The following is a 20,870-nucleotide window of genomic DNA, read 5'->3' on the forward strand; positions in this document are numbered from 1 at the left end:
TGCAACTAGTTTTTTTGGTTAATTTTGATGACTCAATAATTTCTTTACTTGATCCGCATCCTTAAAGGCCCCGGAAAAGATCAAAATATCATTTGGTTCAATTACAGTCCAACCATGCGGAATCAACCATTCATTGCCACGGCGAATTCGACTAACCGTGATCTTGTCAACAAATTCCAAATCACTAAGTGGTCGCCCAGTATAACGCGTATTCTTCACCTTTACTGAGTACAAAACGTTATTGGTATCAGTCATAATCTTGTAGACCGTTGGTGATTCAATCAAGGCCCGCATTAAAGCTGAACGCACATTAGTAAAGTTAAATACTTCCACGCCTGCTTCTTGACAGTGCGATAAAGTATCACTGTCTACTTCATTCATCCGCGCAATTGCCCGTTTAACACCTAAGTCTTTGGCATATTCTGCCATGCGTGCATTTTCTTGATCATGATGCCCTGCTGCGACAAAAATATCACAATCAAAGGCGCTGCTATGTTCTAGACTTTGATTATCCAAATTATTGAGCAAAGTTAAGCCTTTAACTCGGCTATCATAAGTCTCGTATTGGTCCTTTTGATCAGTAAACATCTTGATTGAGTACCAATTATCATGTAAATCATGAGCAACTGGTACCGTAAAGGCATTGGCACCCACGATAGTAACTGTTTCTTTGATCCGATCTTCTGGTGATAAAACAAAGTTAGAATTAAAGACAATTGGACTAACAATGCAGACAATTACTGCTGCTAAGATAAAGACGTCAGATTGAGTCGAAGTAATTGCATGCAATTTACGCGCAACTTGCAAGGTTGGCAAAACAATCGTAATCGTCGTTGCCGTTAAAAAACCACCAGCAAAAGCATTCTTTTTCTCAAAATAACGCATATAGATTAAGACTACTGGAGCTTTAGCCAAGAACAAGAAGATAACCAAAACTGGCAACAGCATCAATGATGATGGATGAGCAAATAATGACTTTAAGTTCAAGCCCACCCCAGTCATAATGAAGAAAATTGGAATAAAGAAACCATAACCAATGGAAGTTAACTTATCTTTAGTAGCTTCACTAGGCTCTAACAACTTCATAACCATTCCGGCTAAGAATGCACCTAAGATGTTTTCGGCACCAACTCGTTCGGCTACTGTAACTAAAGCAAAAATTAAGAAGAAGGCCAAGCGAATATCCAATTGGGTCGTAGCCTTGGTTACTTTGCTAAACCAAAGATATGGCTGCTTGAAACGACGCAAAAGAAAGATTGCCGCTACAAAAAGTAGGATAATCAGCCATAATTGCTCTGCGTTGCCCCCATTAACTGAAGCATAAATCGTTAACAAAAGCAGCGGAATTACTTCACCTAACACGGCAGTCAGTAAGACCGTCTGTCCGATCGGCCGCCCAAGGATATCTTTTTCTTTCAAGGTAGCAATAACAACCCCTAAAGCAACAGTCATAAAAATAATCGCTGCTAAAACAATATTGCTAAATAAGCTAATTAGCTTCAAAACATAAGCTAAAATAAAGGCCATAATCACAATGCCGGCAAAAGCAGTTAAAGCAGTAGGCAAAGGATCAACTGTTTTTCCTGCTTGTGACTTAGCTTTCGGATTATTTTTCCGTTGCAAGAGATCGAAGTTAATTTCCATCCCTGATAAAAACATCAGCAAAGTTACGCCGAGGTTCGATAAAAACGTCAAATCATGTGTCGAAACCACAATGTTAAAGCCGCTCGAACCGACAATAATTCCCACAATAATTTCCGCAATTGCGGTTGGCACGGTACTAATTTTAAAACGCGCCATAAAAATTGGAATCACGAGCGCCAATAAGACGACTAAAAATAGTGATAATTGCGCCATATACTCTCCCCTTTTCACATTCAACACAAGAATTATACAAAAAATACGCCTTAATTCCCATTAATTGTGGTTTAAGACGTATCTTTTTCTATCTAATATCGCTTGCTAATACATATTGCGTAGCATTCAAAGCATAATACTTTTGATTGTTAATGGTGATCTTACTACCGTAAGTCATCACTCGGCTGCCTTTTCTGACCAAATTATCTTTTTGAATTCGGCCTAAGCGTGTCCGCAAGTAAGTATTCTTCTTTGCAGTTCTAACTGTCGCGTCAATATTAGTAGCTACTACATATTGATTCTTACCAATCTGGTAGTATTTCTTATTATTGATCAACTTGTAACCTAAAACAGTTACTGGACTACCAGCTAACTTCAAGGTCTTGGTCTTCTTGCCGTTCTTGTCGTAAACATAAGCATCATGGCCTAAAGTTACTGCGCCTTGAACTTCTGCTGATACTTCGTCCTTAATCTTGTTTGGATCTTTACTGTTAGTATTTTCATTCTTCTTTTGTAAGTCGTAGTAATACTTTATTAAAGAATAAAATTGATCCATATCATAACCCCATTTGGCAAAGTAACCATCAGGGTCAACGTGATCAGTCCCACCTAAAAAGGTGCTAACTGCCTTGTGCGACCAAATTGTACCATCACCATCATCGCAAGCATTATCTGGCTTTAGATCATAGCGGTGCAACAACTTAGCAATATAAATTGCATCATTATTAACTGACTTAGCAAAGGCATCACGACTGCTTTCTTCACATAGTTCTATTTGAATAAAGCGGTTATTAGCTTGTTGCCCTGCACCCCAAGTACCAACGTTAGGAGAACACATTTGGATAATTTGCTTGCTATCAACAAAAGCATTTACGTAAGCATTAATCTTATTCCATTCACGGTTAAAGTAAATTGCTTCATCGTGAGCAGTCGCACCAGGATCATCAGTTTCATGAACTACAATCCCTTCTGGTTTGCCATTTTGATACTCAACACCAGGGAATTCATTGTACTTTATCCCCTCTAGTTTGAGCATCTTGTATAAATAAGTAACCCCACTATATTGGTACTTCTTAGCCAAACTGTTAATTGAAGCGGCGTCGACTTGGTTAGTTGACATTACACCAATTACGCCGAAAAATGCAATTAAGGCAATCAAAAATTTGCGTACTTTCACAATGAAATTCTTTCCTTAACTACATGAAGTTTGATTTCTTAATGTATTGACGAATACCTACTCGATAGTATTTCTTACCATTAATTGTTACTGCACTACCATAAGTGGCAATTTGGCTATTCTTCTTGTGCTTCAAATTGTTATCGCGATTGCCATATTGATTGTAAACATAAGCATTCTTCTTCAAGAATCTGAGGCTACCATCAATATTACCAGCTGCAATGTATTCATTTTCACCGACACGGTAGTAGGTCTTACCCTTGATGGTCTTGGTACCATAAGTATTGATCCACTTACCACCGTTTTCATCACTGGTCTTGTACATCTTGCCCTTTAGCTTCTTACCGTTTTGGTCATAAACATAGGCATTATGCATCAAGTTCTTAGAAACGGGCTTCACATTCTTAGGTGCTTGAGTTACAGGTTCCTTAGTTGCGGAACTGCTCTTATCCAAAACTGAGCCATTAACCCAACCACGACCATCAATGTACATTCTGCTTGAACCATCGTGGAAAGTAATGGTCTTAGTAACAACAACCTTTTCGCCGGCCTTAACCGAACCAATTGCCTTAGCAACAGATGGAGCAGTTGGCCAATTATAAGTTGAACTATCCTTACCAGCAGTATAAGTTCTCGTAGTATTAATAGTTACAGGATCATATTTGGTCAAATTCAAACTAGTAATATGACTATTCAAAGCCCTATCATACTTAGAATCGGTAGCGTAAGTCCCAGTCAAAGCCTTGGTAGCTGATGCATAAGTTGAAGCATTCTCAATCCAAGTACCCTTGTAACGCAATGGATCCCAAGAAACACCATTTCTCAACTTGCTTCCATTATCTTCAAATGATTGTTCAAAAGATGGATACTTTCTAAATGCGGCAGTAATATAGTAACTCTTACCGTTCTTGTCTTCTTCTCTAGTCTTGGTAGTATAAGTTTCACCAGTCCAAGAACTATCAGCCTTCATCCCAAAAAGGTTGTTGGCATTCACGGCTAACCCTGATTTACCCCAGCCTGACTCAGTTATTGCTTGGGCAATCATCACTGATGGCAAAGTTCCATATTTTTTGGCTGCTTTAACTGCTTGCTTAGCAGCTTTATTTAAAAATGCAGTTTGATCAGCGGTAGCGGCAGAAACTCGTTGGCTTGAGGCCTGATTCATCATCGTAGTGTTTACTGCTGGCACAGCTACAGAAGTAAGCATAGCGGCAGCAGCAAAACTGGTCAAAAGTCTCTTCTTCATAAAACGTGTCCTCCTTAATGTAACACCTCCATTGTATCCAGCAAATCAGGTCTAGACAAGCGTTTCAACAGATTTATTGTAAAAAAGTAACATTTGTAATATTTTACAGATAAGCTTCAAATATTCCAAAAGAGTCTACTTTACAACGTTCTGTTTACAATGATGTAGTTGGAATGCTCTTTAGTACAGTTGAACTTCGTCATGCCCAAATCATGTTGACTTATAACTCTATTGATCACCCAGAAACTACTTACTTTGGTTTTTCAGTTTCATGGCAAGAACGTAACAAGGATGATCGCCAAGAACACTCTGATCACTTTATTGCTTACTAATGAGTAAAAGATATTAAAAAATCTAGTTAGTTTTTTGCTAACTAGATTTTTTGTGTTTCTGTGACCTTATTTGATTAATTATTAATAGCTTTAATAAACTTGTTCTTAGAATTGCAATCTCAGCATCCCTATATTAGATATTTACGATTTATGCGAGTTAAAGTACAAATTTTATAATTTCTATAAAAAGACGGGCTGTTTTTGCAAGTCCTAAGTCTAGAGAAACCTGTCTAAGTGCTTCACCGCCTAGCAGAACTCTATCAATGGCAGCAAGCTTGAAATCAGCAGTATATTTCTGTTGAGGGCGATCCAGAATATCTTCACCATGTTTTTGAATCAAGCCCACCAAATACTGGATTCCTCCACGCCCCATCCCATATTTCCGGCTAAGGTAGGTGCCTCTTCTGTAATCATTTACCCATTCGTGGTAGATAGCAAGTTTGATTTCTTTAGTGTATTTAGTCATGAAAATAACCCCCGAAATTAGAACACTAATTTCGGGGGTCATATCATTTAAGGGGCTTTTTTATCTATAAAATAAAGTTTAGAAAAGTCTCTATCGTGCCACTTTCATACATGATGTATAGTCCAAGTGGAATGAATACTAAGGGCACAATGATTCGCGTGTATTTTTCAATTGTTTCGGATATTAACGGAATAGAGGATAGCACCTGACTAAGCTTGCAAAAGATAATTACGCCGATTGCAAACACAAGCAACGCCACGAGGGTCTGTGCCCAATCTAACGAAGCAAAATAAGGTATATAGATACTTAAATTATCTCCGCCAGACGCAATTGTCAGCAATGTAACTGTCCAAAACAGTTGATTTGCCTTACTTTGTTCTAATCTTTCAATAATTTCTTCCTCTTCTTCTTCCTCACCTTCTCCAACAATTGCAAAGCGAATCCCTAAATAGATAGGGATTAAACCAAGCAATCCAACCATCCATGCTTCAGGCACGAAATTGACGACATAAGCAGCAACTAAACTCACCCCTACAAGTAAGCCCGTGCCTAGATATTGCCCAGCATAAATATGCCATTTCTGTTTATTCTGTGATAGCTGTGCAAATAAAATAATCAAAACAATTAAATAATCTATACTGGTGGAAATATAAACACCAATAGCAGATATGATTGTCTGTCCCATAAAAACCTCCTGTATTAGTCAGTAATAAATCAGCAGATTTTAGGGGAGCACAGACACATTAATTTAGCTATCGCTAGTGGGTAATGCCGGACGTAAGAACGCATTTTATCCTCCTCAAAACGTAGTTACAAAATAGTTTCTAACTGGAATTCGGTGATTACTTCCAAGTAAGTATAACTAACTATACTTTACAAGTAAAAGTGTGGGCTCTACGAGGTAGTAGCGTTCTCCCTTCCTACTGGGAGAACTGCTATTTTTCTGCGCCTATTATCCGGCTAGAAAAACCTCCGACGGGCTATTGCATAGCGAGCGCATCTCATGCAGAACTCTACCCGAGCGGGGCAGGCTAGTGTTAGCTTAACCACAAGAAAATGAATTAACTATTTAGAATGCATTTTTTTCAAGAGAAAAAAGACCAAACTACCAGCTGGTCTTTCTCCTCTATTTTTTTGAAATACACTTTATTAAAACAGTCATATGTGTCGTAAATATGGAGAAGCCAGCATATATAAAAAAGAGTGCCATGTGACACTCTTTTTGAGCTATTTAATATCAACAACACCGACAAATTCAACATCATCAATTGCAGTTAAGTAAAAACTATCAATTGGTCCAAGTATTGCAAGTTGACCATTTTTGATTGTACATTCTTGATCTGGTGTGGTCAGTTTCACCGTCCCTTTTAAGGGAATGAGAACTATATTTCCAGGTACAGGGTGAAATTCTCCGTTGTTTGTCACTGTATTTTTCTTTAGTATACGATGACCAACCCGTCTTTGACCATTTTCGTAAAGGTGTTCATGGACCTCATCACCGCGACTACCAGTTAATATTTTTATATAATATATACCCCCAAGTTAATTGACTTTTTTACGTGGCTTTTCAGTATTATTGGAATTTTGTTGAGTGTTGTTTCCACAGCAGCCCATACTACCAGAGCCACCGTGCATACCCTTGTGCATACCCTTGTGCATAAATAGCATCATGAGTGGGTGTGCTAGAAGAAAAAGGGCTATCAGAATCCATTGTGACATAGTTTCACTTCCTTTTGCTTTGTTTCTATAATAAGTTTTTGTCATCACTTAATTACACGTTTTTAATCTTTTTACCAGTCAATCCCATCGCATTAATTGCCACGATAATTGACGACATCGCCATGGCCACAGCACCAACGGCTGGGTCTAGAGTGATTCCCATAAATGACAACACACCGGCAGCGAGTGGAATTGCGACAATATTGTAGCCTGCTCCCCACCAGAGATTTTGAACCATTTTCCGATTTGTGATTTTAGCCAAATCAAGAAAATGTAAAATATCGCTGGGTTCTGATTTAACCAACACAACATCAGCGGAATCAATGGCAACATCGGTTCCGGCACCAATTGCAATTCCAATATCGGCCGCGGAAAGACTTGGTGCATCATTTACGCCGTCACCAACCATGATGACGTGATTGCCCTTTGCTTGATAATCAGCAATAATCTTTTGCTTATCATCTGGTAATAGGCCTGCATGGAATTCAGTCAATCCTAGTAAGTTAGCAACGTGTTCCGCGGCTTTTGGATTATCGCCAGTGAGCATTACGGGGGTAATTCCTCGCCTCTGAAGACCACTAATTAATTCCATAGCACTCGCTTTGATGGTGTCGCCTTCAGCAACCATTCCTTGAACTTGGGTGCCCTGCAATAGGAAGCTGACGGAATTACCCTTAGCAGCCCATTTATCAGCAGCGGCTTTGTCAAACCTGATCCCTTGCTTCGTTAAATAGTTACCATTAACAATCATATAGTCAGTGCCATCAATATTACCGGAAATACCAACACCCGGAATATTTTGAGACTTTTCAGCCGCAACGACTTCAATGTCCTTCGCTTGGGCTTCAGCAATGATTGCTTGGGCCAGCGGATGAGTCGAATTATTTTCAAGGGCGGCCAGTCGGCTTAATAACGTTGTTTCGTCAATCCCATTATTTGGAATCAATGCATTCACCGTAAATTTACCTTCTGTTAACGTGCCAGTTTTATCCAAGAGAACGTGGCTAACATGTTGACTTGCTTCAATGGCTTGACGATTTCGAACTAATAGCCCATTTTGAGCGCCAATCGTAGTAGAACGAGAAACCACTAATGGAATCGCTAATCCTAATGCATGTGGGCAAGCAATCACGAAGACGGTCACCATGATCGTCATTGCAGTCGCCAATCCCTGGGGTAACCAGGCAAAGAAAGCAATAATCCCAACACTAAGTGCCGCGTAAAATAGATACTTGGCAACTAAATCAGCTTTATCTTCTGCTTTAGATTTAGCTTGCTGGGCATTTCGAACCATTTTCATTACTTGAGAAAGATAGCCGGAGTCACCAGTACCACTAATTTTAACCGTTAGCGTCCCGTTATTGTTGATTGTACCACCAATGACCTTATCGCCAACGTTCTTGGTAACGGCAGCAGATTCACCGGTTACCAGTGCTTCATTCACGGTCGACTCCCCAGCCGTAATAACACCATCGGCTGGAATACTCTCACCTGAACGCACTTGGAAAGCTTGACCAACTTTTAAATCAGATACTGGCACTTCTTTTGTTTCACCATTATCTGTAACTAGATGAGCCGTCTTAGGCAACAGAGCCGCCATCTTTTGTAATGCATTCCCAGCCCCCATCAATGCATTCATTTCAATCCAGTGTCCTAGAAGCATAATTAAAATCAGGGTTGCAAGTTCGAACGAAAAATCCATTACAGGATTTGCCGGGTTCAAGAAGTTGTTGGCAATAAATGCGTACAAACTGTAGAAATACGAAACGGAAATTCCAAGGGTTACTAGCGTCATCATTTCAGGAGATTTATTCTGAATTTCCGCTTTAGCCCCCTTTAAAAAGGGCATTCCGCCATAAAAGTAAAGTGCCGTATCAAACAAAACGATGATAATGCCAACAATTAGCGGTGAACTGAAACTAAGGATGGAAACGTTTAAACCCATGATTGGTGCTAACAATAAAACTGGAATCGCTAAGACAACGGAGACCCAAAATTTAACTTTCAAATTCCCCATATGCATCATTGAGCCACCGTGCATCATCATGTCGGTCCCAGCCATATCCATATCACCGTGATTCATGTTCATTTGGCTGTGATCCGTTTCGGTCATATCGTGATCCATATGACTCATATTTGATTCATTATTTTCCATATTCTTAGCACTCATGTTTTTCATGTTCATATGTTCCTCTTTATTTTCCATGATTATCGACCCTCCTAAAAATAAGTGTGCGTAGCAAAGCGGTTAGAAGCCTAAATATAAGTTCCTTGTGTGGAAATCCCCGGGCTCGGGATTTTTGTGCAGCAATCCTAAAAGTAAACAGAACACCACAGTCTTAACACGTTTGATCACCTGGCAAGCAGTTACACTGAACTTCCTCGGGCGCTGTTTTGGCCTTTTCAGCTAGAATCGCCTGTAAGTTCGCAATATCCGCCCGTGAGAGTTCCCTTGACTGAATAACGCCGGCAATTGTTGAACCAGCCCGCATCGCACACATATGGTCAAACAAATCATCTGCCGCTGCCGCCATTGATTCCTTCTCGCCAACAACCGGCTTATACGTGAATGGTCGACTGCCGCCATGCTGCGCAACCGCCTGTTTTTGAATCAACCTGTGAAGTAGCGTTTTGGTTGTTGAAGCTGACCAGCCTTCTAATTCGTTCATAGCATCAATTAGTTCACGACTAGTCGCATGTCCCATTGTCCAAATTACTTTCATAACCATCCATTCAGAATCGGTGATGGTTACATTCTTTGCATCCTTCAATTGGCTTCCTCCATTAATTGAATTCTAAGTTTACGTTTGTAACCTCCTAACACTTATTAGTTTACAATTGTAGTCACAATAATGCAACCTTTCTGCCAGAAAATACTAGGAATTTTTCACTATAATGAATACTTGCTAGAAAATAGTTCTTTATATCAAGAACTTAAAAGATATTACCGTGGGAAAGATTAACATATTTTGTATTCAAGAGTTGAAAGTAGTAACCCGCCTTAGAAATGCTGATCTTTCAAGTTATGAGCCAATTATCCTCGCAAGCTTTATAGATACTAACACATTTTATAGCATCTAAATCAACACAAAACAATAAAAAAGTTACTAATAAATGTAACTTTTTCATTGTGCTTATGCAATTTTTTCAACATTATTCATAATTTCAACACATAATGCTTGTATCAGCATTTCAACTTCAAAGCTACGTTTAGCAAGCTCAGTAGCAAAATAAGTATGTACGTTTTTAGCTAATAACAGTAACTTGACTACGGTTAAAGCAAGTTTATCATCAATACTTTCAGCATCAAGTTCTGTTTGAGTAGCATAATAATGTGCATCTGCTACACTTTTCTGTAGTTCTTCATTGTTTTCATCCAGTATTCTTACAAGGAAGTAGCTAATAGCTTCGTGCATTTCAAAAAGTGCTGTCACAGCTTAGAGCAATGACTCAATAGTGACTTTGAGACAGGTAAGTTGATCAGCAAGAAATTACAGGCAGCAGCTAGAGATAGCTTAAAGCGGCGTCATGAAACGCACATTGGAATTCAACATGGAGCGTTAACAACAGAAGTTGCTGGCGGAAGTTATTTAAGTAAATTCAATCGAATGTTAAACCACATAAATTATTAAGGAATTAAGGTCAGACTAATGGTTTTTAGGCTACCGCAAAAACATTTACACTTACACCAAATTTTAATTGATTGCAGTTTTTGGTTTTATTTCATATAATAATAAAAGAAAAGGAGCTAGCAAGTGCAAGTTGCTAACCCCAATCGTAACTCAGGTGACGGTTCGTGCTAACCCTTGTGGTTAGCTTTTTTTATTATCGCATAAGCTTTTGCTAGATTGATGACAAATTTGCCAACTGCGCCTAGCGTTATACTTATTGCAATAGACCAAGCTATCACGCGGCTTTCGCACTCTCCAGTCTTATCCAATTTGGCATGACTCATCACCTCCGTAACATCAGGATTTGTGAGGGGTGTGGAGTCAGCACTAAGTTACTAAGCTTTCGCGGTAGCTAACCGTTGCTGAAAGCCTGCTTTAATTCTACTGAATAATTCATGAATATGTCAATTTTACTATGATAGTAGTACAAGTAATAATACATGCATTTTTATCTGTACATGTATCAATAGTCAACTACCCTAGACTGAAGTCTTGGGCTTGGTGGCTTGTTAGCTTGCACCAACCAGAACACCAACTTGCTTAGATACGGATTTGACTTACCAGCAATAATCTTTTGACTATTGCCGATAGAGGTCGTCTAATTACCAAAGCCTTTTGAGTCCGCGAGTTGCTAGCGGACTGCAGCCTAGCTTAGGCTGCTTTTTTTATTTTAGGATTTTGCCACTTGCCTAATCCTTTTTCTAAGATGTTCACGGCGGCATTCCAATCACGAATATGGTGCGTTCGACAGATTGGGCAAGTCCACTCTCGATCCTTAAGGGTTAATTTCTTATAACCGTTTTGGCCCATAATACTGCCACATTGATGGCATCTTTGGGTGGTGTACTTAGGATCAATTGTTAGAAATTCTTTGCCATATAGATCTGCCTTATAAGCCAGCATGTTCAGGAAACTACGCCAGCCAACATCTGAAATAGCTTGAGATAAGGCATGATTCTTTAACAGGTTTCTGCTTCTTAGTTCTTTTTTCATCCCAAAAATCACGCAGCGGACAAAACCCACCCACCTACCCCTAGCAAATAAGAGGACAAAAACCACCCTTTCATCGCTTGGCAAAAATCGAGTACACAATATACGTACTTCAGGCGTGTCGCCTGTACGCATGCTGATCCTTCAGCAATGACTACTACCTCATGAGAGTTATAAACTCATGGATCTTGCTTTGAAGAATTTTGTACATTATAGGCTCCCTACATGCTGAACCTATGGCCTATTACATTTTTTTATATTTCAAGGAGGAAAAGACCACATGAAGAAAAATTTAAGAATTGTTAGCGCTGCTGCTGCTGCTTTATTAGCTGTTGCTCCAGTTGCTGCTTCAGCTGTTTCTGTTAATGCTGCTGACTCTACTGCAACTACTACTGCTAACACTTCAGCAACTACTAACAGCAATGTATCACTTAACTTGAACGGTGCAGGTAACACTGCTACTAACGCTCAAAATACTGTAAATGTATCATCATCATTCAGCTTAAACGCACCAGTTAAGGAAGGTAATACCGTAACTGCTAATGCTACTTTTGGTGGTGAATTAACTGCTAACCTTAATGGTACTAGCGTATCATTAAACGTAGCTAATGCTGCTAAGCAAGCTACTATCGTTGGTTCAGATAACAAGGTTGTTTACAGCTGGGATGCAACTAATAACAAGGCTCAAAACGACTTAAACACTGTAACCGCTAGTCAAACATACACTTTAACTCTTAAGGGTGTTGGCTTTAGCTTTGGTAACAGTATGGCCGGCAAGACTGTAAGCTTCAACCTTCCTAAGGGTGCAACTCTTAAGCAAGGTGATAAGACTGTAACTGAATTGAAGTTAGACCAATTTGGTAATGCAACTGATTTGACTTACACTCAATCACTTACTGCTTATGACCAATCAAATACTAACGCTGTATTCTTCATTAACAAGAACAGTGGTACTACTGAAACCAAAGGCTTGTACATGGATCTTGCACAAAACGGTAAGATGAATGTAACTAACCTTCTTAATAAATTGGAAGACCAATACAACGCTGTTCAATACAGTGACAAGAAGTTCAATCCAGTAAATATTACTACTGATGCAGAAGCTGTTAAGGCTGAACTTAAGAAGCAAAACATTACTGTTGACAATGCTGGTAACTTTGAAGCACCTGATACCTTCACTGTAACTTTGAATGCTAAGTCAAATGTTAACGGCAAGACTGCTTCATTACCTGTAACTGTTTCAGTTCCAAACGGTAAGAAGACTACTGTTGCTAGCCAAAGCAAGATGATTATGCACAACGCTTACTACTACAAGGAAGATGGTACTACCCGTGCTAACAACGACAAGGCTAAGCGTTACGAATCAGTAACTGTTGCTATGTCAACTAAGAAGATTGGCGACAAGAACTTCTACGAAGTAATTAAGGACGGCAAGGCTACTGGTATGTACATCAACGCCGACAACATCGACGGTACTAAGCGTACTTTGAAGCACAACGCATACGTTTACGCAACTTCAAAGAAGCGTGCTAACAAGGTTGTTCTTAAGAAGGGTGAAGAAGTAACTACTTACGGTGGTACTTACACATTCAAGAACGGCAAGCAATACTACAAGATCGGCAACGATACTAAGAAGACTTACGTAAAGGCTTCAAACTTTTAATTAAGTCTATGTAGTAGATAAAGATAAAACGAGGCATTCGCCTCGTTTTTCTTTTGCTCTAGTTTTCATTATTCTTACACTTCATTTGTAGTCACACATATTAGTTAAGGCGAACAGTAAGTAGCTAATCTACTGTATTTTCCATGATATAATTAAGCAAGTATATAATACGAGGAAGTGTATTAATGAAACTAGATGACATTAAAAATATGGAAGCTACTTATCTTGATTACAAGGAATCATTAGAAACTACTAAACCTGTAAGCTGGCTTAAATCTGTTGTAGCTTTTGCAAATACAAAAGGCGGACACATTATCTTTGGCGTGACTGATGAAGAGCATAAGTTTATCGGAATAGATAATTTACAACAAACTTCTTCTAAAATCTCTGAACTTATTTCTACCCGAGTTTCACCTTGGCCTAGATTTACATTAGCTCCTATTGATAGTGAATATTCAGATAAGAAATGCATTGATCTAGAAGTCGCTCCTGGTCCAGATTATCCATATTATTATATCAATACGCAAGAACATGCTATTTTTATGCGGCATGGAGATCGTTCAGAAAAAGCAACACCGATAGAGCAAAATAATTTACTGCTAAAAGGAATGAACAAAACATTTGATGCACTTCCGACTAGCTATAAATTACCAGATGTAAGTTTCACCTTATTAGCTGCTACCTTTAAGAAAGAAACTGGTGAAGACTTTGATATTTCACGCGATTTAATTTCGATGGGATTTGTAACACAAGATAATATCGTGACTAACGCAGGGCTATTACTGTGTGATCAAGGTTATTTACGCCAGTCTAAGATTGTCTGTACTCGGTGGAAAGGAATCGAAAAAGGCAGTGTTGATGGAGATGCCTTAGATGATGAAGAATTTACAGATGCAAGTTTGATTACTCTGCTATCTAATGCAGAAGCATTTATTAGAACCAATTCTAAGAATCCTTGGACAATTCGTGGAATGCGACGAGAAGAAAATAGCGACTATCCATTCAAGGCTGTTCGAGAAGTTTTAGTTAATGCATTAATTCACCGTGATTATCAGATTCAGGGTTCTGAAGTACATGTTGATATGTTTGATGATCGGATGGAAATTGTGTCGCCTGGTGGCATGATTAATGGGAGTAGAATTCAGGATCTTAATCTAAAGCATGTTCCTTCTATGAGAAGAAATGAAATTATCTCTGACATTTTTGGTAGATTACATTACATGGATCGCCGTGGTAGTGGTATCCAACGAATTTTGAGTGCATATACCGATTTTGTAGAGCAGCCTATCTTCTATTCAGATGATACAGTATTTTTAGCAACTTTGCCCAACAGAGGAATTGCTACGCCAAAGAGTCCACTTCAGAGTGAGAAGAGTCCACTTCAGAGTGAGAAGAGTCCACTTCAGAGTGAGAAGAGTCCACTTCAGAATAAAGAAAGCAATATAATAAAAAAATGGAATGAAAAAGGTATAAATAAAATCTTTAGAGGACAAACCACTAAAAAATTATTAGAATTTTATATGAGATATAGCTCTAAGTATTCGTTTAATCGAAATTTACTTGCTAATTTTTTAGAGATAGCACCAAATTCTGCATCGAAAATTATTCAAAAATGTAGAGAGATTGGAATTATGCGAATGGAAAAACGCGGAGTTTACTTCTTTACTGATTTAGGTTGATAAATGCAAAATAATGTTAAAGATATCAAATAAATCACTATAATTATATTTTCAAAACGATACATCAAAACAAATAGAGTATCGTTTTTTCTTTTGCTCTAAAAAAGGCGTCGCTGTTGCGACACCTTGGAAGATAATTCTGCTGTGAACTATTGATTATTGTTTACTATAAACTTCATGTACTAGTTTGATAATTTTATCGTGGCTAAGCATATCGCCATAATTATTTGTGAGTTCTTGTAGGACTGTATCTTTAGTTCCATCCATTCGCTTAATAGTTAGGACTAGCTTTTTAGCATCTTCTACTTTTGCTTTTTTAGCAACCTCATTCATTTCGTATTCTAGCTTGTCCATGTCTTCGACCCACTTTCCGCTGTTCACGTAATGGTCGACATCCTTTTGCAAGCTGGCGATATAGCCTTCCGGATGGTTGATGATTCCGTTCATGTAATCTAGGAAATCAACCATCTTTTGGTTTAGATCATGATTATTGCCCTTGGAATTGAAAACCTTAACGTGCGTACCAGTCTTGAATTCTCGGATATCGACTTTTAGTTTAAACATATTTTACTTCATTTGATTCCATTACAGCACGTAATTTATCTAAAAGTTCCGTGATATCGTGAAAAATAGTAACTTTTCTTTCTTAATTGTTATATAAAGTTGCATATTACTTTTATTTTGATTTTGTTATAATTTTATTCGGTGCTTGTACCTCCTAATGTCCAGTCCATTAAAGGAGGTGAGTATAATGCGGGACATTCTTAATATAACTATTACGGCTGTAATTGCGCCGATTGTGGTGAGCGTTTCCGTTCATGCACTTAACGAAGCCTATGACGATTGGCTAGAGAGTCATCGCTGCAAGAAGCGAAAGCATAAGCGCAATAAAAGAAGACAGCACAGGCACCGATAGTTAGCTATGAGAAGGCTTTTGTAGTGCTTTCAATAATTTAGCGAAAATAAAAACCATTGCTCAACCGGAATTCGAGTAATGGTTTTTGTTTGCACTTTTTTGAATATAATGCAGTTTTCTTAATATAACCTACACCTAGTATAACATAATTTTTTTCTCTGTATAGTCTAGCACCTGGTTCATTGTTTACTATTGTTCCATTACAGCACGTAATTTACCTAATAACTGCTTCTTTAATCGTTTCAACGTAATGCGTGGCACGCCACATTCTTCGACTAATTGCGTGATCGTCTTCTTCTTAAGCAAATGTTCAAACAGAATTACTTGTTCAAGCTGACTAAGCTTCTTAGCTTCATTCTTTAATGCAACAAGGTTGTTCCAAGCTGCAGCTTCACCAAGGTTATAGACTTCGTCGATGGTCGTATTGTGCTCGCACACTCGTTGCTCGCGGCGTAAGGCATCGACTGTTTGCCAGAGTACTTTCTTGAAACTTAATTTATCAATCTCGGTGCGCGGCTTTTGTCCATCTAGCTTGCGCAACATCTCGGCATACAAAATTACACCTTCTTGCAACAGATCTTCATAGAGATGATAGTCCGGTCGAACATGTGCCGCCTTTAAGGCACCACCAACTAACTTACGATTTTTCCATGCTTCTTCGAAATATTTTTGACTTGTCATTGTGACACTCTCCTAAATGATGTCACAAGCGCTTGTGCACTATTAGATTAGCAAGATTGAATCCGCAGAAAAACTTAGTGGTGAGATGCTCTAATCCCAAGTGTCGCATGTGTTTGTTAATTTCTACGATAAGCAAAGCCAAGTCAGATAGTACCTGACGAAGAACAGATGATAGTCAAAAAAGTGCAAAAAAATACAGCTCATGAGAGCTGTTAACGATTATATCTGATCTTAATAATCTGCTTAGTAAAAAAGCGGTGTTCACGGTGCAAATAATCTAATGGCTTAAATTCTTTCACAATTGTAAGTAGATGCAAGTTTAAAACATGATTATAGAATTTGTCAGCTAGCTTTTTGAAACTATCAACAGCATACAAGTCCAGTTGCACATAATAGTTGGAATTATGCAGGATTGAGTCAGAATTAATGACTGTTACACGAAGATTATTTTCTTGTAGCATGTGTTCATAATACAAGCTAGAATAGTAGTGATTATGAAACAAATATTGACCGATGATCTTTGAGAGGTTCGGCTTAGGTGAATCAAAGGCAAAATTATAGACCAAGCCGTTTTCATCAAGTGCAATACTGTTGAAAATAGCTTGATCATGGCGTTTGACGTGGAAGTCTTTAATCCAGTGCAAGCAAATCCAGTCCGTGAAGAAGTTTCCACTAAATGCATGCATTGAAAAATAAAGCACATTGTACATGACAATCCCTTGATAGATATCAACTCCAGCCTCGCGAGCTAGCATTCTCTGCCAAATCATATCGCAATGTACGGCATGCCGCATCAATCCTTGCATCATGGCATGTGTTGACTTCTGACTAAGCACAATTCCACGATTCAGGTCGAAGGCTACTGCCTTATATTTGCCTAAGATAGGATTTTGCTTGAACTCATAGACTGCCAATGTGTTCTTATTGAGTCGATATTTATTGTCATACGTAATGTACTGCGCTAGTTGCGCGTCATTCTCAATTCTCCATTTGGTAAGATCTTTGGACCAATTACGATATTTTATGTCAGTGGGCAAGCTAATAATCCCCAAGTTACGTTGCTTGTAGGCTGACACATCCATCACACTCCCTATGTTTGAATATATCTATATTGTTTTAAATATTGAATAGTATTATACAGGATGAAGCATTGATTGTATAGCTAGAAATTATTATGCTGAAAAAACAATTTTATAAAAAATTTTGCCGATTTTTTGCGTAATAAACAATAGAGGGTAAATTTTATCCTACTGTTTTTTAGAAAGAGGTGCGCAATGAAAAATACGCACAATAACAGGCAATGGTTTGGTTTTTCAGAAGACAAAGTTTTTGGTGAAATCATGTCCAATCCAGCTTTTTGCAGACATGTTTTGCAAGGAATTCTGCCGGAGATCCCAATTAAGAAGATCTTTCCGCCTAAGAAGCAAGAAGTAATCATCGATCCTGAGCATCGCGATCAAAAAGATGTCCGACTCGATATTTTTGTTGAGGATATTAACGGCAACCTTTACAATATTGAGATGCAGCGGTCAGACGATGACGATATTGCTCGTCGCATGCGCTATTATGCTTCGAAAAACGATCAAAGGTATACTCTCCACCAGGGCTATACTTACAATGATTTGAAAAATGTCTTCATTATTTTTCTTTGCACGTTCAAAACTAAGCAAAAAGTTGCAATCAAGTCTACATACCAAACTATTAATGTAGACAATCATGCAGATATATTGCAGGATGGCTTGACTAAAATTATAATTAACTCAAACGGAGTTCCTGATGGAACCGAGACTGAAACATTACTTAATTTAGTCAAACTCATGAAAGATTTACCGGTACATGGCGATAAACTCTTTGATAAGGCACAAAAACGCATCGAATCAATGAATGCCGATCCAGAATGGAGGGATACTATTATGGACTTTGAAACTAGAATGCTTGAACGCGAGCAAGTTGGTGAAAAGAAAGGCCGTATGGAAGGCGAGAAGAAAGGCAGAAAAGAAGGCGAAAAGAAAGGCCTGCAGCAAGGTCTTAAAACGGGTGCACTTACCTTAGTCGCTTCTTTGAAAGATGTTGGCTGCACTAGCCCACAAATCCTGCAGCAATTAAAGCAAAAGTATGGCAACGTATTCTCTGATAAGCAGTTAGAAGAATTTCTGAAACAGAGCTAAGTTGTAACAACAATATTTTCCAAGATGTCACATAAGCGGCATCTTTTTTGAGCCAATACATTAATTTAAACGTAAATACTGCAAACAAACCATGAATATAGAAAAATATAGAAAAATATGCTAACATGTTCATATAAAGATGAAACAACTTGCATGTGCGAGAATTAAGACACAAAAAAATCGCTACTCTAATCGGACAAATGAGTAACGATTTTTTGTTTCACCAAATTTTATAGCATTAAAACTAAATGTATTGGCTGAGGGTATCGCAACAGCGGTGCCCTTTTTTAGAGCCAAAAAGCGGTATTTATATGATTGATTGCTAATCAAGGCAATTAGAAAAAACTGATGATCATTGAGATCATCAGTAAAAGGTGCAGATTAGGTGAGAAAAAAAGGAAAATTAATTAGATTTACTTTTACTGAACATCTTTCGTATAAGATTGGGCATTGCTTCAGCTTGAGCTATTAATCCGATATACCATATAAAATAATAGCTTTCCTTTGAAAAAGACTGTTAAGCTACACAATACACAGCCTAACAGTCCAACAAAATTATAAAAGTCACAATAAGAGGACGGACAGGACCATATCGCCTGTCAAGACTAACGATCAGATATAAAGCCTCTGTCGGGCACCATAGCGCCTCACAACTATAGCGAAAAAACACAGCATTATATCAGCCTGATTTGATTTTTTCTATGAAAAATTATAACAATATTATACCTAAATTCAATTATTTTTATTCAAACGTTAGTCAAAATCGTACTTATTTTTTTAGAGTAAAAGAAAAACGAGGCAATTGCCTCGTTTTCCTTATCTACTACATCGACTTAATTAAAAGTTTGCAACCTTTACGTAAGTCTTGTCAGTATTGTTACCGATCTTGTAGTATTGCTTGCCGTTCTTGAAGGTGTAAGCACCACCGTAGGTAACTACTTCAGTACCCTTCTTAAGAACAACCTTGTTAGCACGCTTCTTTGAAGACTTGTAAACGTATGCGTTATGCTTCAAAGTACGCTTAGTACCATCAATGTTGGCAGCGTTGATGAACTTACCAGTAGCCTTACCGTTTTCGATTACTTCGTAGTAAGCCTTGCCGTTGATAGTAGTAGTATTCATAGCAACAGTTGCTGAGTTGTAACGAGTTACCTTGTCAGAACCAACACGCTTGCCGTTCTTGTCATAGAAGAATGCGTTGTGCATAACAGTCTTGCTTTGGCTTGGTACAGTCATGTCCTTACCGTTTGGTACGTTAACAGTTACAGCTAAAGTACTTGCGGCGTCATTCTTGTTTACCATAGCCTTGTAGTTAACTGTGAATGACTTAGGAGCAACGAACCAGCCTTGACCATCAACATCAATACCTTCAGCCTTCAATTGACTTGCAACTTCTGAAGCAGTAGTGTAGCTGAAGCGTTGTTGAGCAGTGTTATCCATTGAACGAGCCTTGTAGCTTTGGCTAATCTTTTCTACAACTTGAGCAACGTTCATCTTACCAGCATCTGAGCCTGAGTAAAGAGTAACATTACCGTTTGATACAGTCTTACCATTGTCAGTGCTGTACCATTCAACAACAGCTGGGTTAGCAAAGTTCTTAGCAGTTACAGACATAACTACTGTCTTCAAGGTAATAGTACCGTTCTTGTCTAACTTAACTCTGTGTGATTGTGCCATAGCGTTAGTATCTTTGCTATCAGCTAATTGAGATGCATCAGCAACGTTAAACATATCACCAGCAGGTGTCTTTAGAGTTACTTCCTTGTTAGCATTTTGTGAACCAAAGTTCAAACCAACATTAGTCATGTGAACTTGGTATTGTGTACCAGCATCGCTGGCAATAACTTGGTTCAAGTTAGTAACCTTAGTTAATTGGTTCTTTTCATCTTTCCAAAGTTCAACAGTTGAAGCATTTGGAGTGAAGTTAGAGGTAGCAGTAGTACCGTCAACAGTAGCAGTAAATGATACTGAGATAGCTGCATTAACATCGTTACCTACAGCAGTGTTTAATGAAATATTAGGTTTAATATTTACAACAGCATTATCACTAAGGGTAACTTGGCCGATGCTAGTAACAGTTGAGATGTTGCTTGTAGCAGCGTTAACAGAAACAGCTGAAGCAGCAACTGGAGCAACAGCTAATAAAGCAGCAGCAGCAGCGCTAACAATTCTTAAATTTTTCTTCATGTGGTCTTTTCCTCCTTGAAATATAAAAAAATGTAATAGGCCATAGGTTCAGCATGTAGGGAGCCTATAATGTACAAAATTCTTCAAAGCAAGATCCATGAGTTTATAACTCTCATGA

General features: G+C 38.4%; 18 protein-coding genes and 3 pseudogenes. 6 read left to right on the forward strand and 15 right to left on the reverse strand.

The features are described from left to right. Positions 1-18: 18 nt before the first annotated feature. The 3 genes from CP363_RS00290 to CP363_RS00300 form a co-directional block, all read right to left on the reverse strand. Positions 19-1,857 (reverse strand): monovalent cation:proton antiporter family protein, encoded by a 1,839-nt coding sequence (locus CP363_RS00290; protein WP_065989875.1) that lies wholly within the window; start codon positions 1,855-1,857, stop codon positions 19-21. Between the two features lie 88 nt (positions 1,858-1,945). After that, positions 1,946-3,034, reverse strand: coding sequence for an SLAP domain-containing protein (locus tag CP363_RS00295; RefSeq protein ID WP_013085731.1), 1,089 nt, complete (start codon positions 3,032-3,034; stop codon positions 1,946-1,948). A 19-nt stretch (positions 3,035-3,053) separates the two neighbouring features. After that, positions 3,054-4,280 (reverse strand): glucosaminidase domain-containing protein, encoded by a 1,227-nt coding sequence (locus CP363_RS00300; protein WP_098035676.1) that lies wholly within the window; start codon positions 4,278-4,280, stop codon positions 3,054-3,056. 173 nt (positions 4,281-4,453) lie between these two features. Here CP363_RS00300 and CP363_RS10695 point away from each other — a divergent pair, with 173 nt between their 5' ends. Continuing rightward, on the forward strand, positions 4,454-4,612 hold the full coding sequence (locus CP363_RS10695) for a hypothetical protein (RefSeq protein ID WP_158227353.1): 159 nt from the start codon (positions 4,454-4,456) through the stop codon (positions 4,610-4,612). Between the two features lie 187 nt (positions 4,613-4,799). Here CP363_RS10695 and CP363_RS10870 read toward each other — a convergent pair. The 7 genes and pseudogenes from CP363_RS10870 to CP363_RS00335 form a co-directional block, all read right to left on the reverse strand. Next, positions 4,800-5,078: pseudogene (locus tag CP363_RS10870) on the reverse strand (IS3 family transposase); the annotation flags it as partial. Positions 5,079-5,142: 64 nt separating this feature from the next. After that, complete coding sequence (locus CP363_RS00310) at positions 5,143-5,763, reverse strand: CadD family cadmium resistance transporter (protein WP_098035677.1); 621 nt, start codon at positions 5,761-5,763, stop codon at positions 5,143-5,145. Positions 5,764-6,305: 542 nt separating this feature from the next. Continuing rightward, entirely contained in the window at positions 6,306-6,437 is a 132-nt protein-coding gene (locus CP363_RS11105; protein ID WP_255404458.1) for a hypothetical protein, read from the reverse strand. Positions 6,438-6,620: 183 nt separating this feature from the next. Beyond that, positions 6,621-6,797: a DUF2933 domain-containing protein gene (locus CP363_RS00320; protein WP_081776575.1), complete on the reverse strand. Its 177-nt coding sequence runs from the start codon at positions 6,795-6,797 to the stop codon at positions 6,621-6,623. 52 nt (positions 6,798-6,849) lie between these two features. Beyond that, positions 6,850-9,003 (reverse strand): heavy metal translocating P-type ATPase, encoded by a 2,154-nt coding sequence (locus CP363_RS00325; RefSeq protein ID WP_089147960.1) that lies wholly within the window; start codon positions 9,001-9,003, stop codon positions 6,850-6,852. Between the two features lie 133 nt (positions 9,004-9,136). Beyond that, positions 9,137-9,568: a CopY/TcrY family copper transport repressor gene (locus CP363_RS00330; RefSeq protein ID WP_009559259.1), complete on the reverse strand. Its 432-nt coding sequence runs from the start codon at positions 9,566-9,568 to the stop codon at positions 9,137-9,139. A 363-nt stretch (positions 9,569-9,931) separates the two neighbouring features. Continuing rightward, positions 9,932-10,213, reverse strand: a complete 282-nt coding sequence (locus CP363_RS00335) for a hypothetical protein (RefSeq protein WP_098035678.1) — start codon at positions 10,211-10,213, stop codon at positions 9,932-9,934. Positions 10,214-10,246: 33 nt separating this feature from the next. Between CP363_RS00335 and CP363_RS00340 the strand changes: the two are divergent. Next, positions 10,247-10,429 (forward strand): annotated as a pseudogene (locus tag CP363_RS00340) (ISLre2 family transposase); the annotation flags it as partial. Positions 10,430-11,119: 690 nt separating this feature from the next. Here the strand turns inward: CP363_RS00340 and CP363_RS00345 are convergent. Further along, positions 11,120-11,455 (reverse strand): annotated as a pseudogene (locus tag CP363_RS00345) (RNA-guided endonuclease InsQ/TnpB family protein); the annotation flags it as partial. 283 nt (positions 11,456-11,738) lie between these two features. Between CP363_RS00345 and CP363_RS00350 the strand changes: the two are divergent. Both CP363_RS00350 and CP363_RS00355 read left to right on the forward strand, forming a co-directional pair. Further along, positions 11,739-13,121 carry an SLAP domain-containing protein gene (locus tag CP363_RS00350; protein ID WP_089151211.1) on the forward strand — a complete coding sequence of 461 codons (1,383 nt, stop codon included), beginning with the start codon at positions 11,739-11,741 and terminating at the stop codon, positions 13,119-13,121. Between the two features lie 185 nt (positions 13,122-13,306). Then, the gene (locus CP363_RS00355; RefSeq protein WP_098035680.1) at positions 13,307-14,800 is read left to right on the forward strand and encodes an ATP-binding protein; all 1,494 of its coding nucleotides are present in this window, start codon (positions 13,307-13,309) and stop codon (positions 14,798-14,800) included. A gap of 156 nt (positions 14,801-14,956) precedes the next feature. Here the strand turns inward: CP363_RS00355 and CP363_RS00360 are convergent, their stop codons facing one another. Next, entirely contained in the window at positions 14,957-15,364 is a 408-nt protein-coding gene (locus tag CP363_RS00360; RefSeq protein WP_233187119.1) for a hypothetical protein, read from the reverse strand. 187 nt (positions 15,365-15,551) lie between these two features. Between CP363_RS00360 and CP363_RS10705 the strand changes: the two genes are divergently transcribed. Further along, positions 15,552-15,716, forward strand: coding sequence for a hypothetical protein (locus tag CP363_RS10705; RefSeq protein ID WP_155515509.1), 165 nt, complete (start codon positions 15,552-15,554; stop codon positions 15,714-15,716). Positions 15,717-15,905: 189 nt separating this feature from the next. Here CP363_RS10705 and CP363_RS00365 read toward each other — a convergent pair whose 3' ends face one another. Both CP363_RS00365 and CP363_RS00370 read right to left on the reverse strand, forming a co-directional pair. Beyond that, positions 15,906-16,397 (reverse strand): sigma-70 family RNA polymerase sigma factor, encoded by a 492-nt coding sequence (locus CP363_RS00365; RefSeq protein ID WP_098035681.1) that lies wholly within the window; start codon positions 16,395-16,397, stop codon positions 15,906-15,908. 212 nt (positions 16,398-16,609) lie between these two features. Then, positions 16,610-17,479 (reverse strand): hypothetical protein, encoded by an 870-nt coding sequence (locus CP363_RS00370; RefSeq protein ID WP_089142953.1) that lies wholly within the window; start codon positions 17,477-17,479, stop codon positions 16,610-16,612. Positions 17,480-17,671: 192 nt separating this feature from the next. Between CP363_RS00370 and CP363_RS00375 the strand changes: the two genes are divergently transcribed. After that, entirely contained in the window at positions 17,672-18,565 is an 894-nt protein-coding gene (locus CP363_RS00375) for an Rpn family recombination-promoting nuclease/putative transposase (RefSeq protein WP_098035682.1), read from the forward strand. 837 nt (positions 18,566-19,402) lie between these two features. Here CP363_RS00375 and CP363_RS00380 read toward each other — a convergent pair. Further along, positions 19,403-20,752, reverse strand: a complete 1,350-nt coding sequence (locus CP363_RS00380; protein WP_098035683.1) for an SLAP domain-containing protein — start codon at positions 20,750-20,752, stop codon at positions 19,403-19,405. Between the last annotated feature and the right edge of the window lie 118 nt (positions 20,753-20,870).

The organism is Lactobacillus sp. UMNPBX12 (genome assembly GCF_002553955.1).
GTDB classification, from domain to species: domain Bacteria; phylum Bacillota; class Bacilli; order Lactobacillales; family Lactobacillaceae; genus Lactobacillus; species Lactobacillus crispatus.

Bases quoted from the DNA above. Each gene is read 5' to 3' on its own strand.
- CP363_RS10705 (WP_155515509.1), top strand. From the start codon at position 15,552: ATGCGGGACATTCTTAATATAACTATTACGGCTGTAATTGCGCCGATT.
- CP363_RS00335 (WP_098035678.1), bottom strand. From the start codon at position 10,213: ATGCACGAAGCTATTAGCTACTTCCTTGTAAGAATACTGGATGAAAAC.
- CP363_RS00350 (WP_089151211.1), top strand. From the start codon at position 11,739: ATGAAGAAAAATTTAAGAATTGTTAGCGCTGCTGCTGCTGCTTTATTA.
- CP363_RS00320 (WP_081776575.1), bottom strand. From the start codon at position 6,797: ATGTCACAATGGATTCTGATAGCCCTTTTTCTTCTAGCACACCCACTC.
- CP363_RS10695 (WP_158227353.1), top strand. From the start codon at position 4,454: ATGCTCTTTAGTACAGTTGAACTTCGTCATGCCCAAATCATGTTGACT.
- CP363_RS00290 (WP_065989875.1), bottom strand. From the start codon at position 1,857: ATGGCGCAATTATCACTATTTTTAGTCGTCTTATTGGCGCTCGTGATT.
- CP363_RS00370 (WP_089142953.1), bottom strand. From the start codon at position 17,479: ATGGATGTGTCAGCCTACAAGCAACGTAACTTGGGGATTATTAGCTTG.
- CP363_RS00380 (WP_098035683.1), bottom strand. From the start codon at position 20,752: ATGAAGAAAAATTTAAGAATTGTTAGCGCTGCTGCTGCTGCTTTATTA.
- CP363_RS00360 (WP_233187119.1), bottom strand. From the start codon at position 15,364: ATGTTTAAACTAAAAGTCGATATCCGAGAATTCAAGACTGGTACGCAC.
- CP363_RS00300 (WP_098035676.1), bottom strand. From the start codon at position 4,280: ATGAAGAAGAGACTTTTGACCAGTTTTGCTGCTGCCGCTATGCTTACT.
- CP363_RS00375 (WP_098035682.1), top strand. From the start codon at position 17,672: ATGAAAAATACGCACAATAACAGGCAATGGTTTGGTTTTTCAGAAGAC.
- CP363_RS00325 (WP_089147960.1), bottom strand. From the start codon at position 9,003: ATGGAAAATAAAGAGGAACATATGAACATGAAAAACATGAGTGCTAAG.
- CP363_RS00365 (WP_098035681.1), bottom strand. From the start codon at position 16,397: ATGACAAGTCAAAAATATTTCGAAGAAGCATGGAAAAATCGTAAGTTA.
- CP363_RS00310 (WP_098035677.1), bottom strand. From the start codon at position 5,763: ATGGGACAGACAATCATATCTGCTATTGGTGTTTATATTTCCACCAGT.
- CP363_RS00355 (WP_098035680.1), top strand. From the start codon at position 13,307: ATGAAACTAGATGACATTAAAAATATGGAAGCTACTTATCTTGATTAC.